At 71.4% G+C, this 14,807-nt stretch carries 13 protein-coding genes; 3 read left to right on the top strand and 10 right to left on the bottom strand.

Annotated features, from left to right (window positions below):
- Positions 1-25 precede the first annotated feature (25 nt).
- Entirely contained in the window at positions 26-1,135 is a 1,110-nt protein-coding gene (locus SGFS_RS16490) for a LacI family DNA-binding transcriptional regulator (protein ID WP_286251064.1), read from the top strand.
- Positions 1,136-1,184: 49 nt separating this feature from the next.
- Here SGFS_RS16490 and SGFS_RS16485 read toward each other — a convergent pair whose 3' ends face one another.
- The 3 genes from SGFS_RS16485 to SGFS_RS16475 all read right to left on the bottom strand — a co-directional run bounded on the left by SGFS_RS16485 (position 1,185) and on the right by SGFS_RS16475 (position 3,297).
- Complete coding sequence (locus SGFS_RS16485) at positions 1,185-2,000, bottom strand: SAM-dependent methyltransferase (protein ID WP_286251063.1); 816 nt, start codon at positions 1,998-2,000, stop codon at positions 1,185-1,187.
- A gap of 111 nt (positions 2,001-2,111) precedes the next feature.
- Complete coding sequence (locus SGFS_RS16480; RefSeq protein ID WP_434027229.1) at positions 2,112-2,420, bottom strand: DUF397 domain-containing protein; 309 nt, start codon at positions 2,418-2,420, stop codon at positions 2,112-2,114.
- Between the two features lies 1 nt (position 2,421).
- Positions 2,422-3,297 (bottom strand): helix-turn-helix domain-containing protein, encoded by an 876-nt coding sequence (locus tag SGFS_RS16475; RefSeq protein ID WP_286251062.1) that lies wholly within the window; start codon positions 3,295-3,297, stop codon positions 2,422-2,424.
- 392 nt (positions 3,298-3,689) lie between these two features.
- Between SGFS_RS16475 and SGFS_RS16470 the strand changes: the two genes are divergently transcribed.
- Together SGFS_RS16470 and SGFS_RS16465 are read left to right on the top strand one after the other, a co-directional pair.
- Positions 3,690-4,166 carry an ATP-binding protein gene (locus SGFS_RS16470; RefSeq protein WP_286251061.1) on the top strand — a complete coding sequence of 159 codons (477 nt, stop codon included), beginning with the start codon at positions 3,690-3,692 and terminating at the stop codon, positions 4,164-4,166.
- A gap of 189 nt (positions 4,167-4,355) precedes the next feature.
- Complete coding sequence (locus SGFS_RS16465) at positions 4,356-4,571, top strand: hypothetical protein (RefSeq protein ID WP_434027226.1); 216 nt, start codon at positions 4,356-4,358, stop codon at positions 4,569-4,571.
- A gap of 18 nt (positions 4,572-4,589) precedes the next feature.
- On the opposite strand, the gene SGFS_RS16460 is transcribed toward SGFS_RS16465, so the two are convergent.
- The 7 genes from SGFS_RS16460 to SGFS_RS16430 all read right to left on the bottom strand — a co-directional run bounded on the left by SGFS_RS16460 (position 4,590) and on the right by SGFS_RS16430 (position 14,667).
- The gene (locus SGFS_RS16460) at positions 4,590-5,189 is read right to left on the bottom strand and encodes a GTP-binding protein (protein ID WP_286251060.1); all 600 of its coding nucleotides are present in this window, start codon (positions 5,187-5,189) and stop codon (positions 4,590-4,592) included.
- Positions 5,170-5,544 carry a DUF742 domain-containing protein gene (locus tag SGFS_RS16455; protein WP_286251058.1) on the bottom strand — a complete coding sequence of 125 codons (375 nt, stop codon included), beginning with the start codon at positions 5,542-5,544 and terminating at the stop codon, positions 5,170-5,172. The genes SGFS_RS16460 and SGFS_RS16455 overlap by 20 nt, the downstream gene beginning before the upstream one ends.
- Entirely contained in the window at positions 5,537-5,965 is a 429-nt protein-coding gene (locus SGFS_RS16450) for a roadblock/LC7 domain-containing protein (RefSeq protein WP_286251056.1), read from the bottom strand. Before SGFS_RS16450 ends, SGFS_RS16455 begins: the two co-directional genes overlap by 8 nt.
- A 102-nt stretch (positions 5,966-6,067) precedes the next feature.
- Positions 6,068-8,908 carry a sensor histidine kinase gene (locus tag SGFS_RS16445; RefSeq protein ID WP_286251055.1) on the bottom strand — a complete coding sequence of 947 codons (2,841 nt, stop codon included), beginning with the start codon at positions 8,906-8,908 and terminating at the stop codon, positions 6,068-6,070.
- 268 nt (positions 8,909-9,176) lie between these two features.
- Positions 9,177-10,364: an NAD(P)/FAD-dependent oxidoreductase gene (locus SGFS_RS16440; RefSeq protein WP_286251054.1), complete on the bottom strand. Its 1,188-nt coding sequence runs from the start codon at positions 10,362-10,364 to the stop codon at positions 9,177-9,179.
- A gap of 404 nt (positions 10,365-10,768) precedes the next feature.
- Positions 10,769-12,703, bottom strand: coding sequence for an amino acid adenylation domain-containing protein (locus SGFS_RS16435; protein WP_286251053.1), 1,935 nt, complete (start codon positions 12,701-12,703; stop codon positions 10,769-10,771).
- Positions 12,700-14,667 carry a type I polyketide synthase gene (locus SGFS_RS16430; RefSeq protein WP_286251052.1) on the bottom strand — a complete coding sequence of 656 codons (1,968 nt, stop codon included), beginning with the start codon at positions 14,665-14,667 and terminating at the stop codon, positions 12,700-12,702. The genes SGFS_RS16435 and SGFS_RS16430 overlap by 4 nt, the downstream gene beginning before the upstream one ends.
- Positions 14,668-14,807 lie beyond the last annotated feature (140 nt).

Here is a 14,807-nt window from a genome sequence, read left to right as displayed (position 1 = left end):
CACGACCTCGAAGGAAGCAGACGACATGCCCCGACGTGCCCCGGACGGCACCGCGGCCGACAGAGCCGGTGCGGCCACCGGCGCGACCGGCACCGGCACCCGCAGCCGGCGCAACTTCGCGGGATCACGCCCGGTGATGGACGACGTCGCCCGCCTGGCCGGAGTCTCCAAGCAGACCGTCTCCCGGGTGCTCAACGACAATCCGGCGGTCCGGGCCGAGACCCGCGCGGCCGTGCTGGAGGCGATGCGGACCCTCGGCTACCGCCCCAGCCGCAGCGCCCGCTCCCTGGCCAGCGGCCGTACCCGGATGCTGGGGGTCATCTCCTTCGACGCGGCCAGATATGGTCCCGCCTCCACCCTGACCGCCATCAACACCGCCGCCCAGGAGGCCGGCTACCTCGTCAGCTCCATCGCCCTCGACACCGCCGACCGGGACACCGTCGTCCAGGCCGTCGACCGGCTGTCGGCCGAGGGCGCGGACGGCGTGATCGCCATCGCCCCGCAGCGCCCGGTGGCCACCGCCCTCGCCCAGGCCCACCTCGACACCCCACTGGTCATGCTGGACAACGGGCTGGGGGACGACACCCCCGTCGTCTCGTCGGACTTCCACGCCGGGGCCCGGCTGGCCACCGGGCATCTGCTCCGGCACGGCCACGCGACCGTCTGGCACATCGCCGGTCCGGGCGGCTGGACCTCGGCCGACCGGCGGGCCGCCAGTTGGCGGGAGACCCTGGAAGAGGCGGGAGCGGTGGTCCATGAGCCGCTCGTCGGGGACTGGAGTGCCGACTCCGGATACGCCCTCGGCCGGGAGCTGGCCGCGAACGCCGACGTCACGGCCGTGTTCGTCTCCAACGACCAGATGGCCCTCGGGCTGCTGCGCGCCCTGCACGAGGCGGGTCGCAGGGTCCCCGACGATGTCAGCGTGGTCGGCTACGACGACATCCCGGAGGCCGCCCATCTGCTGCCGCCGCTGACCACCATCCGTACCGACTTCTCCGAGATCGGCATCCGGTCCCTGCGGCTGCTCCTCACCCAGCTCGATGGTGATGACACGAACGGCGCCACGGAGATCGAGCCCGTCGTCCCCGTCGAGCTCATCGTCCGCGACAGCACAGGCCCGGCACCGGGACGCTGAACGCGCCGCGGCACCGGGCCGGCACCCTCACCCGGTCCCCGGGAGACCGTCACGGCTTGCGGGCCACCGCCCCGTACATCGCGATGTCCTCGTCGCGGATGCCCTGCTCGCCCGTGCCGTCCGGGAGCCACTTGTGGACCTGGACGATGCCGGGCTCGATCAGCTCCAGGCCCTCGAAGAACTCGTGGGCCTCGTCGATCGTGCGCAGCCGCATCGGCATGTCCCGGGCCGCGTACTCGCGGGCGACCCGGCCGACCTCCGTCGGCGCGAACTCGGCGGTGCCGATGGTCATCGCCAGATAGCTGCCGGACGGGAGCGGTTCGAGGAGGCGGCGGACGATACCGACCGCGTCGTCCTCGTCCAGGACGAAATGGACGATCGCGATCACCGTGAGCGCGACCGGCTTGCTCAGGTCGAGGGTCTCCAGGAATTCGGCCGAGCCGAGGACCGTCTCCGGGTCCTGGAAGTCGGCCTCGATGTACGCCGTGCGCCCCTCGGGGGTGCTCGACAGCAGCCCCTGGGAGAGCGTGAGGACGATCGGGTCGTTGTCCACGTAGACGACCCGGGACTCGGGCGCCACAGACTGGGCGATCTCGTGGAGGTTGGGGGAGGTGGGGATACCGGTGCCGATGTCGAGGAACTGGCGCATGCCCGCCTCCTCGGCGAGCCAGCGCACGGCCCGGTTCATCCAGTCGCGGTTGGCACGCATGTGGATCGGCAGCGCCGGCCACTCGTGCGCCATCGCGTCACCGGCCTCCTTGTCGGCCGGGTAGTAGTCCTTGCCGCCGAGGATGTAGTCGTAGATGCGCGCGGAATGCGCGTGCTCGGTGTCGATCCGGTCGGCCGGCCATCCGTTGTCGGGCAACGTCGCCCCTCCCATCAAGTCGTCTGTTCCAGGTGTCCAGGTGCACGGTCGGGCATAACAGGGGATTCGCAGAAGTCACAGCAGCAGCAGGGTCGTTCACGGCAGGGGCGTTCAGAGGAGGAAGTCGGCCTCGCCCGCCTTCACACCCGTCAGGAAGCTCGTCATCTCGCGCGGGGTGAAGACCAGCGCCGGGCCGTCGGGGTCCGTCGACTGGCGTACGGCGACCCGGCCGTCGGCGAGCCGCATCACCTCCACGCAGGCCCCGCCCGCGTCGTCGCTCCACGGCCGCAGCCAGTTCTGCGTACCGAGGTCGCGGGCCGGCATGCCGTTGCGGATGTCCGGTGTGCCTGTCCGGAAGTCCGGGGTGCTTGTGCGGAAGTCCGGTGTTCCCTTTGATCCCTTGGGTATGTGGTGGTGCACTTCAGAGCTCCTTGCGTATCGCACCGAGCAGAGCCTCGGTCTTTCCGGCGGGCGCCGACTGCGCGCCCAACCGGTCCAGGGCCTCGCGGTAGACGACGACGTCGTCGCCCTTGTCGAGGTACACGGCGCCCACCAGACCGTTGAGATACACGATGTCCGGCAACTCGCGTGCCCTGAACCGGAAGAGATGGAACGCGCCGGCCCGCATCGCGGGATGCGGCCCGTTGCGGAACGGCATCAGCTGGACCGTCACATGCGGCAGCCGGTTCAGCGCGATCAGATGGTCGATCTGGGCGCGCATCACGTCCGGCCCGCCGACCGGCCATCTGAGCACCGTCTCGTCCATCACCACCCACAGCCGCGGCGGCTGCTCACGGGTCAGCAGCTCCTGGCGCCGCATGCGCAGCGCCACCATCCGCCCGGTCGCCTCGGCGGAGGCATGTGGATTGCCCGCGCTCAGCAGGGCGCGCGCGTACTCCTCGGTCTGCATCAGTCCGTGCACGAACTGCGGCTCGTACGCCCGGATCTGCAGCGCCGCCTGCTCCAGACTGAGATACGCGGCGAACCAGTCCGGCAGTACGTCGCGGTAGGTGTGCCACCAGCCGCGCTTGTTGGCCTCCCGGACGGACTTCAGGAAGGTCTCGATCTCCTGCTGGTCCTGTACGCCGTAGATCTGGAGCAGTTTCTCGACGTCCGGGAGGCGGAGCCGGGCGACCTTGGCGGCCTCCATCCGGCGGATCGTGGAGTGGCTCACCCCGATCGCCTCGCCCGCCTGCTCGAAGGTCAGCCCGGCGCCGGTGCGCAGTTCCTCCAGCTGTCTGCCGAGGATCATGCGCAGCACGGAGGGCGCGCCGCCCCAGTCGGTCTCCGCGGTCACGCCCACACCTCCAACCGCTCACCTGTTCGGCCGTGTTGAGATCGCAGTCTCGCACGATCTTCGGGGGACGGGAGAAAGCATGGGCCCGATGAATTGCAAATTTCAACTTGCTGGTTGCGAGGTGTTGTTCGCGGGTGCCACAGTGGACGTACCGTCACGGCTTCGGTGAACGCTGGGGCTGCGCGGCCAGGTTGGGGGAGATCGTGGCCGCAACTCAGCGCTGTGCGCCGCGAATTGCTCAAGACTCGCGGCGGATGGCGCGACGGCCGTGGCACCGGCACCACCTGGTGCGAAGAGCCCACGAAAGGCATACGGCGATGGCGCCGCCAACCCCCCTCCCCCATACATCGGACCGATCCACACCTGACCCGTACCAACCGCACAGAGCCGGTGTGTTCGGACTGCCCGCGGCACCCGCCTCGGTCGGCGAGGCGCGCCGGACGGCGCGCGAGCTGCTCGACGAGTGGGGTGTCCACCCCGAGACCTGCGAGGACGCCGTCCTGGTGATCTCCGAACTCGTCACCAACGCGCTCACCCATACGGCGAGCGAGTGGATCGTGTGCCGGCTGCGCGTCACCGGGGAGGGACTTCACATCGAGGTCGAGGACCAGAACAGCGGGCGAGTCCTGCCCGCACGGCGTCGACCGGGACCCGACGACCAGAACGGGCGTGGGCTCATGCTGGTCGGCGTGCTCAGCAGCGACTGGGGGGTCAGAGACACCCCACAACGGTCCGGTCGCGTCGTCTGGGCAGAACTGCCGTCGGAGGGCCGGGAAACCGCCGAGACCGACCCTCCGACGGCTCCGTACGCCCTGCCCACCCCGACGAACGGGGCGGGCGTACGCCTGGTGGACCCCTCCTGGACCTGATCGCCGACCTACGCTCGCCTCCCGCGGGCGGCCCGTGCCGGCGATTCGCACCGCACTCCGAGAGCACGCACCGGACGCCTTGACCGATCCGTACGACTGGGACGGCGTCAACCCGTACCACGAGCCCTTCGCGTACGCCGCCGACCCGCTCTTCCGTCCGCCGCTCGGCTGACGGGCCCGTAGGGGACCATGCGCGGGCCCGCCGCGCGGGGCCGCGTCGAGGCGGTCGTCGCCACCGCCGGGGACGCCCTCGCATCGGGCCATCTCTTCGGCCGGCCGACCGGCGAACCGCCGCACAGATGCGGTCTGTGCGACGCGATCGCCGGCGCGTACGCCCGCACCGTGCCCTCGGCGCGCGCCGACCACGCCGTCAGCCGCACCGAACTTCTCATCCACGCGGCGTAGTTGGCGTCCTGAGAGGCGTCAGAAGGATCCGCCCGCCGAGGCCAGCCGCTGCTGGGCCTGATCGCGTGCCGCCTCCAGCACGGCCAGGAGCACGTTCTTGCTGGAGTGCCGCTCGCGCACATCGCAGAGGACCACCGGCGTCGACGGGTCAAGGTCGAGGGCCTGGCGGACCTGCTCTGCGCTGGCCTCCCGGCGGCCGTCGAAGCAGTTCACGCCCACGGCGAAGGGGATGTCACGGGACTCGAAGAAGTCGATCGAGGCGAACGACGCGTCCAGCCGCCGGGTGTCCGCGAGGACGACCGCCCCCAGGGCACCGGTGGACAGGTCGTCCCACATGAACCAGAAGCGGTCCTGGCCCGGCGTACCGAAGAGATAGAGCACCAGTTCGGGGGAGATGGTGATACGCCCGAAGTCCATGGCGACCGTGGTCGAGGTCTTCTTCTCGACACCCGCCAGGTCGTCCACGCCCACGCTCGCCGTGGTGATGCGTTCCTCGGTCTCCAGGGGGTCGACTTCGCTCACCGAGCCCACCATCGTGGTCTTGCCGACGCCGAAACCGCCCGCGATGAGGATCTTCAAGGCGGTGGGAAGGATCGGCTCAGAGCTGACGGATACCATCCATCACCCTTTCGATGAGATCCACGCTCGGCTGCTCGGTCAGTGCGGGCGGGGACTGGACAATGATCAGCTCGGCGTTGAGGAGGTCACCACAGAGCACCTTCACCACACTCACAGGCAGATCCAGAGTCCCGGCGATCTCGGCCACCGCGACGGCGCGGTCGCGGCAGAGCGCGAGGATCGCCATGGCCTCCGGCTCTAAATGGTCCTGGTCGGACTCGTGGATGAACCGCGAGACGACCAGGGTGATCAGCGTGAAGTGATGCTGACTGTGGCGGGTGCGGCCACCTGTGATGGCGTACGGCCGGACATGGCGTCCGGCCTGCTCATCGTCGAGCCACCGCGGTTCACGCATCCTGCGAGTAACCGGACGGGGCCTCCACGCGAGGTGCGGCACTCAGGTACTTGCCGACCTGCTTGACCAGGGTCCCCATCTCGAACGCCATCATGCCGACGTCGACCTCCTCGGAGGCGATGGCGGCGAGCCGCGCGCCCCGGCCGGCGGCGGTGACGAAGAGGAACGCCCGTTCCATCTGGATGACGGTCTGCTGGACCTCGCCGCCGTGGAAGTGGCGTGCCACGCCCCGGGCAAGGCTGTGCATGCCCGAGCCGACCGCGGACAGGTGCTCCGCGTCGTCCCGGCGGATGTCCCGCGACTTGCCGATGAGGAGGCCGTCCCCGGACAGCACGACGGCGCAGCGGATCTCCGGTATCCGCTCCACGAGTCCGTCCAGGAGCCAGTCCAGTTGGGGACCGGGTTGTACCTGCTCAGTCATTCCTGATTGTTCCTCACAGTAAGTCGGCGCCAGGGGAGTGCGCCGGGCAGATGGCGCCCATGGGGGGTTGCGTCGAAGCATTGGGCGCTGGGAGAGCGCTCCTCAGAGGGCGCCCGGGTCGTGCGGTGGTGCCGGCCGGTGGTCGGTTCCGTTCGGCTCGCCCGACTCGTCGAGACGGGCCCGCTTCAGCCCCTGCTGGATGGCCATCATGGCGCGGGCGGACGCGTCCGGGGAGAGACCGCCCTCCCCGGGGCCTTCGCCCACGCCGTCCGCGGCCTCCTTGCGGAGCTGCTGTGCGAGGCTCGCCCCCCGGGTCCGCTGGGGCAGGACCTGCGGCGTGGCCAGGGATTCGGAGGCCTCCCGGCCCGCCGACGGGGGCCGTGGCGAGGCGGGCGCCGGACGCCCGTTCCCACCAGCCGAGTCGGGACGGGCCCCGTACCCCCCTCCCGCACCGGGCACGGCGCCACCGCCGAACCCGTCCCGGGCACCGCGCGCGTCCCCGGCGGAGAACCCGTCACCGGCACGCGTCGTGCCGGCGCCACCGTCGTACCCGGCACGCGTCGTGCCGGCGCCACCGTCGTACCCGGCACGCGTCGTACCGGCTCCGCCGCCGTACCCGCCGCCCGTCGTCGTACCGCCCGCGTCGCCGTACCCGCCGACCGTGCCACCGGCACCCGGCTCCGCGTGGCCGCGCACACCACCGGTCATGTGGTGTGCGGGGTGCTCCTGGGAGGGCGGGGGCGACGAAGCGGGTGACGGCGTCCAGGAGGCCGAACCGGAGGCACCGGCGGCCGGGTTGTCCACCGGGGGCAACAGGCCCGCGCCCCCGTAGTCCGGGAACCCGCTGTAGTCCGGCACCCGGGTGTGCGTCAGCACGTCCCCGGCGGCACCGCCGAGCGTGTGGTCGGCCGCGCCGGAGGAGACCGTGGCGCCGACGCCCGCGAGAACGCCGGAGATCTCGGGCTCGGACACCTCGGAGACGCTCCGGCCCGGCGCCGTGCCGAGCCCGGGGCGCTCGCCCGAACCCGTGGAGACCATCAGGTTGGACGCGGCGGCGGCCGCGGTCAGCTGGTCGAGGACCGGGGAGTCGATCTCTTCCAGCAGGTCGCCCGGCAGCAGCACCACGACGAGCGTGCCGCCGTACACCGACTCGCGCAGCTCCACCTTGATGTTGTTGCGCTCGGCGAGCCGCGCCACCACGAAGTGGCCGAGGCGCGGGTCCTCGCCGAGGGCCGTCATGTCGACCTTCGGCGGATGGGCGAGCAGGTGGTTCGCCTTGTGCCGCAGCTCCTCCGGGACACCGAGGCCGTGGTCCTCGACATGGATGGCGAGACCCTTGGCGACCTTGGTGGCGCTGACGGTCACCTGGGTGTCCGGCGGCGAGAAGCTCGTGCCGTTCTCGATCAGCTCGGCGAGCAGATGGGTCACGTCCGAGACGGCCCGGCCGGTCAGCGCGAGCCGCCGGTCGGCGGGCTGGTTCTTGATCTTGACCCGGGTGTACGCCTCGGTCTCCGCGACCGCGCTGCGCATCACGTCGGTGATGGAGACCGGCGCGGTCATCCGGCGGGTGGGCGGCGAACCGGAGAGGATCACCAGGTTCTCCGCGTGCCGGCGCACACGGGTGGCGAGGTGGTCGACCTTGAAGATGTCCTTCAGCAGGTCGGAGTCCTCGTGCTTGCGCTCCAGGTCGTCCAGGAGCGAGATGAGGCGGTGGATCAGGATCTGCGTACGCCGGATGAGCTGCGCGAAGACCTTCTCCGAACCTTCACGGCCGAGGCTCTGCCGTACGGCCGTCTCGGCGGCCACCCGGCCCAGGGTGTCGATGGCCGTGGCGAGCCGCTCCATCTCGTCGGCCGCGGAGTGCCGCTGCGGGGCGAGCGGCTGTGGGTCGATCCGCTCGCCGCGCTCTATTCGGGACAGCAGCTGCGGCAGCCAGACACCGGACAACTCCTCGGCACGCTGCTGGAGTTCGGCGATCCGGCCCAGTGCCGAGCGTCGGCCGCGCACGGCGAGCAGTGCCCCGGTCAGCAGCGCGACGAGCGTGGCGGCCGAGCCGAGCAGGGTGGCCACCAGCAGATCGTCGGCGCGCTCCGAACCGGCGTCGGCGTGCCCCCGGACGACCTCCGCGCCCAGCGCCTGCAGATCGCCCACGACCAGCGCGCTCGCGGCCGGCCATGACGGGGCCTGCCGGGGCAGGTCGGTGCCCTCGCCGTTGGCCATGGCGTCCTCGACGACGCCGATGGAGGTCCACTGCGCGCTGTCGGTGATCTCCCCGTAGGAGGCGGCACCGCCCGCGGGCAGGTCACGCACGCCCAGCGCGGCCCGGATCGACTGCTGGACCGCCAGGTACTGGGCGAACTGGGTGCGGGCCTGCGCGGTGATCCTGCGCGAGGGCAGTGCGCCGGAGATCAGCGCGTCCTCGCGGGAGAGCATCTCGGTGAGCCGGACGACCGCCGAGGTGGCCTCCGCACCGTGGACCAGGTCGGCGTCGTCGCTGCGGACGGCCGTGGTGAACAGGTCCATCCCGCTGGAGACGGCCCCGGTGAAGTACTGGAACGCGTCGGCGGCGTTCAGTTCGCGGTCGTCGATCGCCTTGCGTCGCTCCGCGAGGTTGTCCAGCGCCTCGTCGAGCTTCTCGGCGCGGCTCTGAAGCGTGCCGGTGTCCAGCGCGGACATGGACGCCTTGCGATACGACGTGACGGCGGAGTCCGTCTTCTCGCGGGCCGCCTCCAGCTTCGTACGGTCGGAGTCCGTACGGCTCGTCTGCCAGACGGCGGTGAGCCGACGCTCCTCCTGGAGCCGGGACAGCAGGGTCTGCGTGGGGGCGGCGACGGAGGTGGCGCGGTCCGTCTCGGCCCCCAGCCGGATCTGCTCGTCCACGAGCCCGGCCGCCGTGTAACCCCAGATCCCTGTGGCGAGGACCGCGGGCACGACGAACGGCACGACGAACGAGTACCGGAGGGATGTGCGCGAGGCGGACCTGTGTCGTGTCCGCCGGTCGCGGGAGCCTGGCATCTGATTCCTCGTACGACAGCGAAAATCTGATGGCGATTAGGGGTGGAGCGGTTTGCCCGACATCTCCCCCTGTGCGCCGACTTGACACGCCGTCGGCAAATGTCAGCGGCCGAATGGAACCGTATCAGGCCCATCGGCAGACCGTCAGCATCCGCTTGACCACAACTACCTGCACAAGCTCTGCAATTGACGAAGATCACAAAAGGGCCAGCAACTTGGGGGTGTACAGGGCGCTGGCTGTGCCTATTCCGGCGACCGTGTCGAAATAGATCGAGGTGAGTTCGGAGTCCTGCCGTACCGCCCGCAACAGGGACAATCGCTGTTCGTGCGGATCCAGTCGGGCCACCGAGAGTGTCGCCTCGTAGCCCGGGACCAGGGTCGCGTCCCGCTCCTCGCCGTAGGACGTAAGGGCCTTGTCCAGGTCCGCGGGATCGCCGCCCAGCCGCTCGCCCGCATGTTTCACAAGGCATTCCGCTTGCAGGAAGGCGTCGCTGATTCCACGGGCGGTGATCGAGTCCTTGTGGTGCCCCGCGTCGCCGACGAGCGCCCACCCGGGGCCCGCCGCCCGCCGGAAGAAGTTCTGCTGGTCGCCCGTCCCGCGCAGCCGCTCCACCGGCTCCCGGCCGTCGATCCGCCCGTACAGGCTCGGCGCGGTGGTGCGGATCTGCTCCAGGTACGCGGCGTGCGCGTCGGCGCGGATCTCGTCGAAGCGGGACTGCGGGAAGTACGCGAGCACGAGCGTCGCCTCGTCGTTGGTGGCCACGGCGGCGACCCAGGACCCCGCCCGCTCGTACAGCTCAAGGGTCGCCGGTACGCCCGTGTAGTAGGCGTAGTACGCGCAGGTCAGCCGCTCGTTCAGGATCGTGTACGGCGCCTCGGCCAGCTCGGCGACGGTGGAGCGCATCCCGTCCGCGCCGATCACCAGACGCGCCCGCTCCGTGAACCCGCCACCCCCGCTGTACTTGCCCCTGACCCCGACGACCCGCCCCTCCTCGTCGTACAGCAACCCCGTGACCTGGCATTTCTCCCGGTACTCGACACCGGCCGCGATCGCCGCCTCGACCAGGACCGGGTCCAGGACCCGGCGCCGGGGCGCGTACCCGGCGCGCTGGCCCTCCACGCCCCGGGCGAGCCCCTCCAGCCGGATGTCGGCGACCTCGTACGACACCGGGTCCAGCGGTGGGCAGCCGGTGGCGAGCACGGTGTCGAGCAGGCCCCAGCGGGCGAGGGCGGCCACGCCCGGCTGGTGGATGAGGTGGGTGGACAGGACGTCAGAACCGAAGGCCCCCTTGTCGAGCAGGAGGACGCGATGGCCGGCGCGGGCCAGCAGCATGGCGGTCGGGGCTCCGGCGCAGCGCGCCCCTACCACTATGGCGTCGAACATGTGGGTGCCTCACTACGGATATGGGTGTCGGGCGGGCGAGCGGCGTGCGGCGCCCCGTGCGGTGGGTGCCGTAGGGCATGGGAAAACCCCCGAGGGGCGCGTGGGGTCGCCCACAGGGTGCGCGCTCGTGCTCCGCCGGGCGGCGGGCTTCGCGGCAGCGTGTGGGGGGATCCAACGGCTTCGGGGGTTCATTTCGGGGGAGGGTGGTGGAGGGTGTCGGGGCGCGCGGCGGTGGGGAGCGCCGGAGCGCGGGGCGGACGGGGCGGGGCGGGGTCGAGGGATGGACGGACCGGGGAGCGAGAAACGTCGGTTTCATCGCTCCCCATGAGGGACAGGATGGGGATCCTAGGCGGACGTGAAGGTTCCGGGGAGAGCGAGGAGATGTCTATCGCATCGGGGAGGGCTCAGCGCGGGCGGGTGAGTTCGGTGAGCAGAGCCCGCCGGTCGATCTTTCCGTTGGCGCCGAGCGGCAGTTGACCGAGTGCGGTGATGCGGCGCGGCAGCATGTACGGCGGCAGCCGGTCGCCGAGCCCCGCGAACAGCCGGTCGGGGTCGCAGTCGGTGCCGCTGACGACGGCCTCCAGCTCCGGTTCGCCGTCTTCGGCGGGTACCGCGAGCACGACGGCCTCGCGGACCCCGTCCTGCTCGCGCAGCCGGGCCTCGATCTCCCCGAGTTCGATCCGGTGGCCGCGGATCTTCACCTGGTGGTCGGTGCGCCCCAGATGGACCAGACAGCCGTCCAGGAGGGCGACGCGGTCGCCGGTGCGGTACCAGTGCGCGTCGGTGGGCCGGGTGGCACTGTCGTCGATCCCCACGAACCGGCCGGCGTTGTTGTCCGGATCCAGATAGCCGGGGAAGCGCTGCGGGCCGCGTACGCACAGCTCTCCGGTGTCGGCCTCCCCGCCCTCCTCGTCGAGCAGCAGGAAGTCCAGCGTGGGGAAGCAACTGCCGATCGGGGCCGTGCCGTTGGGGGTCTCGGGCCAGTCGGCGGGGTTCGCCGGGAAGCGGTAGCCGGTGCAGGAGATGGTCAACTCGGTCGGCCCGTACAGCACTTCGAGGTCGCTGTTCGGGGCCGCCTCCTGCCACTCGCGGGCCGCCGCCAGGGTCAGTGGTTCGCCGCCGAAGACCGTCCATCTCAGCGTGGGCATGCTGCCGGGCTTCAGGGTGCCCAGGCGCGAGGCGAAGCTGATCAGCGAGGGCACCGAGAACCAGTGGGTGAGCCCGAGCTTGTTGACGGTCTTCACCGGCGACAGCAGCTGGCTGCGGGCCGGTACGACCAGCGTGGCCCCGCCCGCCCAGGCGACGAACAGATCGTGCACCGAGGCGTCGAAGGTCAGCTCGAAGGTCTGGGACATCCGGCTGCCGGGCCCGATGCCGTACCGGGGCGTGATGTACGCGAGGTTGGCGGAGACGTTCCGGTGCGTGATCGGCACGCCCTTGGGGGCGCCGGTCGAGCCGGAGGTGAAGATGATGTACGCCAGATCGTCGGCGTCGGCCCGGGGCCACTCGGCGTCGGGCCGGGGTTCGGCGGCGATCTCCGCCAACTCCGCCTCTCCGAGGATGAGCCGAGGCACCCCGAGATCCGCCCCCGGGGCGTCGGCCAGCACCAGCTCCAGCCCCGCCGTCCGAACGATCTCCGCCGTGCGGGCGGCCGGATGCTCCGGGTTGAGGGTGACGACGGTCGCCCCGGCCCGCAGGATCGCCAGATACCCGGCGTACGCGGCCACCGACCGGCTCGCCAGCAGCCCCACCCTCTTCGGCGGGGCTCCCCCACCCGCCGCAGAGAGCAGCCGTACCGCGATCCCCTCGGCCAGCCCCCGCAACTCCCCGTAGGCGAGCCGCTCCTCCCCGACCTCCAACGCCACGCAGTCCCCGAACTCCTCGGCGGCTCGGGCGAACCAGGCGTAGAGGGTTTGGGGGGTGGGTGCATGGCCTGGCGGCTCGGTCGTACCCGGGGCCGAGGTCCGGTCGGGTGGCTCCCCATGGGCCGCTTCCTCGGTTCCGGGTCCGGCCGATGCCGGGCGGCCGGGTGGCTCCGGGTGGGCTGCTCGTGCGGTTCCGGGTCTGGTCGGTGGCCGACGGGGCGGTGTCCGGTCGAGCTGCTGGGCCCCGGTTGCCGGGTCGGTCGCGTCGTCGGTGCCGTGTGCGGGCGGTGTCGGGCCGGGCGGTTGTCTGGCCGTCGTCTCCTCGGTCGTGCGCGTGGTCGATGCCGGGCCGGGTGGCTCCCGGTGGCCCGTTCCCTCGGCGTCGGTTGTGGCATGGCCGGGGGTGCTCGGGGCGGCGGCCGCGTCCGGCGCCCGAGGGGCGGGGTCCTCGCCGGTGCCGTACTGCTCTCTCATCGGGTCGCGTCCTCCAACTCCCGCGTCCACGCGCGTAGTTCGCCAACGGTACGAAGGCGGCCGAACTCCTCCGGATCGACCTCCTGGCCCGACCGCTTGGTCAGCTCCACGACGATGCGGAGCCTGGCGAGGGAGTCGATGCCGATCTCGGTGAGCGTGGAGCCGTCGTCGAAGCCGGTGCGGGCGTGCTCGCGCAGCACCCAGGACGACAGGTCCGCCTCGCCGACACCCTCGCCCGAGGCGTTCTCGCCGGGCCAGTACCGCTTCGTCTGCCACGGATAGTGGGGGAGCGGTACGAAGTGGGCCCCACCCCTTCGGAACTCCTTGAACTCCTGCTCCCAGTCCACGTTCTCACCGGCGCGGTAGCGCTCGGCGACCTCGGAGTCCCCGCCCGCGCCCGGCGCCCCGGTGAGCGCGGCGACCAGCTCCTCGTGCGAGGCGCCGACCACGGCCGTCCGGTGCTTGTGGTGCTGGCGGCGCAGGGCCGCGCTGAAGCAGATGTCCCGCACCGAGTACGCGGCCCCCGCGCCCTCGCCGCCCAGGTACTCGGCGTACGAACGGACCAGCGCGTCCAGCGCGGCGGGCGTACGGGCGGAGAGCGGGAGTACGTACGTCGTGCTCGACAGCACCGCCTTCAGCCGCTCCTTGAAGCTCTCCTTGACGACCTCGGCCTGGCGGATCACCACATGGGCGTTGAGGGCGGAGGAACCCTGACCGGAAATGCCCATGACAGCCGGACGGCCGAGGTCGGGGAGGGCCCGGAGCTTGCCGGGTATCTCCAGCGGCAGCTTGTCCCAGGCGACCTCGGGGTTGGGGGTGGCGACATGCAGGCTGGCCGGGACCTGACCGTGCTCCAGGCACAGCACCGTCTTGATCATCCCGGCGAGCCCGCCCGCGGCCTCCGCGTGCCCGATGTTGCTCTTCACCGAGCCGACCAGCAGCGGCCGGTCCGCCGGACGCCCCTCGCCCAGCACCTCGCCGAGCGCGGTGAGCTCCAGGGGGTCCAGCGCGGGGGAGCCGGAGCCGTGCGCCTCGACGTAGTCCACGTCGGCGGGGTCCAGCCCGGCGTCCTCGTACGCCCAGCGCAGTACCTCCAGCTGGCCGGTGAGCGAGGGATTGAGCACCGACTCGCTGGTGCGGCCGTCGTTGCCGACCGCGCTGCCCTGGATGACCGCGCGGATGCGGTCCCCGTCCGCGAGCGCGTCGGTGAGCCGCTTCAGCACGACGACGGCGACGGCGTCGCTGGGCGCGTGTCCGTCGGCGCTCGCGTCACCGAACTTGCTGCGCCCGTCGGAGGCCATGCCGCCGGCCGCGGTCATCACCTGCCCTTCGTCCGGGCGGAGTTTGAGGTTCACCCCGGCGACCACGGCCAGTGGACTCTCCCCGGCACGCAGGCTCTGTACCGCGCTGTGCACGGCCGTCAGCGAGGACGAGCACGCCGTGTCGACGACGACGCTGGGACCACGGAGGTCGAAGAAGTGGGACAGCCGGGCGGAGAGCAGGGAGCGGAAGTTCTGCAACTGCGCGGCCGACGCCCCCTCGGGCCCCTGACGCAGCGCCAGCTCGAGGTAGTCCGCACGCGTGTTGCCCACATAGACCCCGGCGCGGCTGCCGGCCAGCACGTCCGGCCGCTGGCCCGCGTCCTCCAGTGCCTCCCAGGCCGTCATCAGCAACAGTCGCTGCTGCGGGTCGAGTTCGACGGCCTCGGTGGGGGACAGGCCGAAGAACTCGGCGTCGAACTCGGCGACCTCGACATACCCGGCGCGGCGGCTGGCCAGCTTGCCGGGCCCTGGGTGGGGGTCGTGCAGCGCGTCCACGTCGTAACGTTCGGGCGGCGTCTCGCTGGTGGCGTCCACACCGTCGCGCAGCAGGGACCACAGTTCGTCGGTCCCGGAGGCCCCCGGTAGCCGGCAGGCCATGCCGATCACTGCCACGGACCGTGCGTCCATGTCCGACTTCTTCAACGGACCTCTCCTTCGCTGCTTCGTCGATGTGCCTGCGTGATGGCGCGCTTGACGTCCGCGCGGCGCCGGGATCCCCGGGGCGGGCGGATGCTGAACAATTTTCAGGTTCACGAGTGGTGTAAGAGTCTGAAGTGGCCCCC

Source organism: Streptomyces graminofaciens (genome assembly GCF_030294945.1).
GTDB lineage: Bacteria > Actinomycetota > Actinomycetes > Streptomycetales > Streptomycetaceae > Streptomyces > Streptomyces graminofaciens.
This window is presented reverse-complemented; position numbering and strand designations above follow the sequence as displayed.

Bases quoted from the DNA above. Each gene is read 5' to 3' on its own strand.
- SGFS_RS16490 (WP_286251064.1), top strand. From the start codon at position 26: ATGCCCCGACGTGCCCCGGACGGCACCGCGGCCGACAGAGCCGGTGCG.
- SGFS_RS16465 (WP_434027226.1), top strand. From the start codon at position 4,356: ATGCGCGGGCCCGCCGCGCGGGGCCGCGTCGAGGCGGTCGTCGCCACC.
- SGFS_RS16460 (WP_286251060.1), bottom strand. From the start codon at position 5,189: ATGGTATCCGTCAGCTCTGAGCCGATCCTTCCCACCGCCTTGAAGATC.
- SGFS_RS16455 (WP_286251058.1), bottom strand. From the start codon at position 5,544: ATGCGTGAACCGCGGTGGCTCGACGATGAGCAGGCCGGACGCCATGTC.
- SGFS_RS16450 (WP_286251056.1), bottom strand. From the start codon at position 5,965: ATGACTGAGCAGGTACAACCCGGTCCCCAACTGGACTGGCTCCTGGAC.
- SGFS_RS16440 (WP_286251054.1), bottom strand. From the start codon at position 10,364: ATGTTCGACGCCATAGTGGTAGGGGCGCGCTGCGCCGGAGCCCCGACC.
- SGFS_RS16435 (WP_286251053.1), bottom strand. From the start codon at position 12,703: ATGAGAGAGCAGTACGGCACCGGCGAGGACCCCGCCCCTCGGGCGCCG.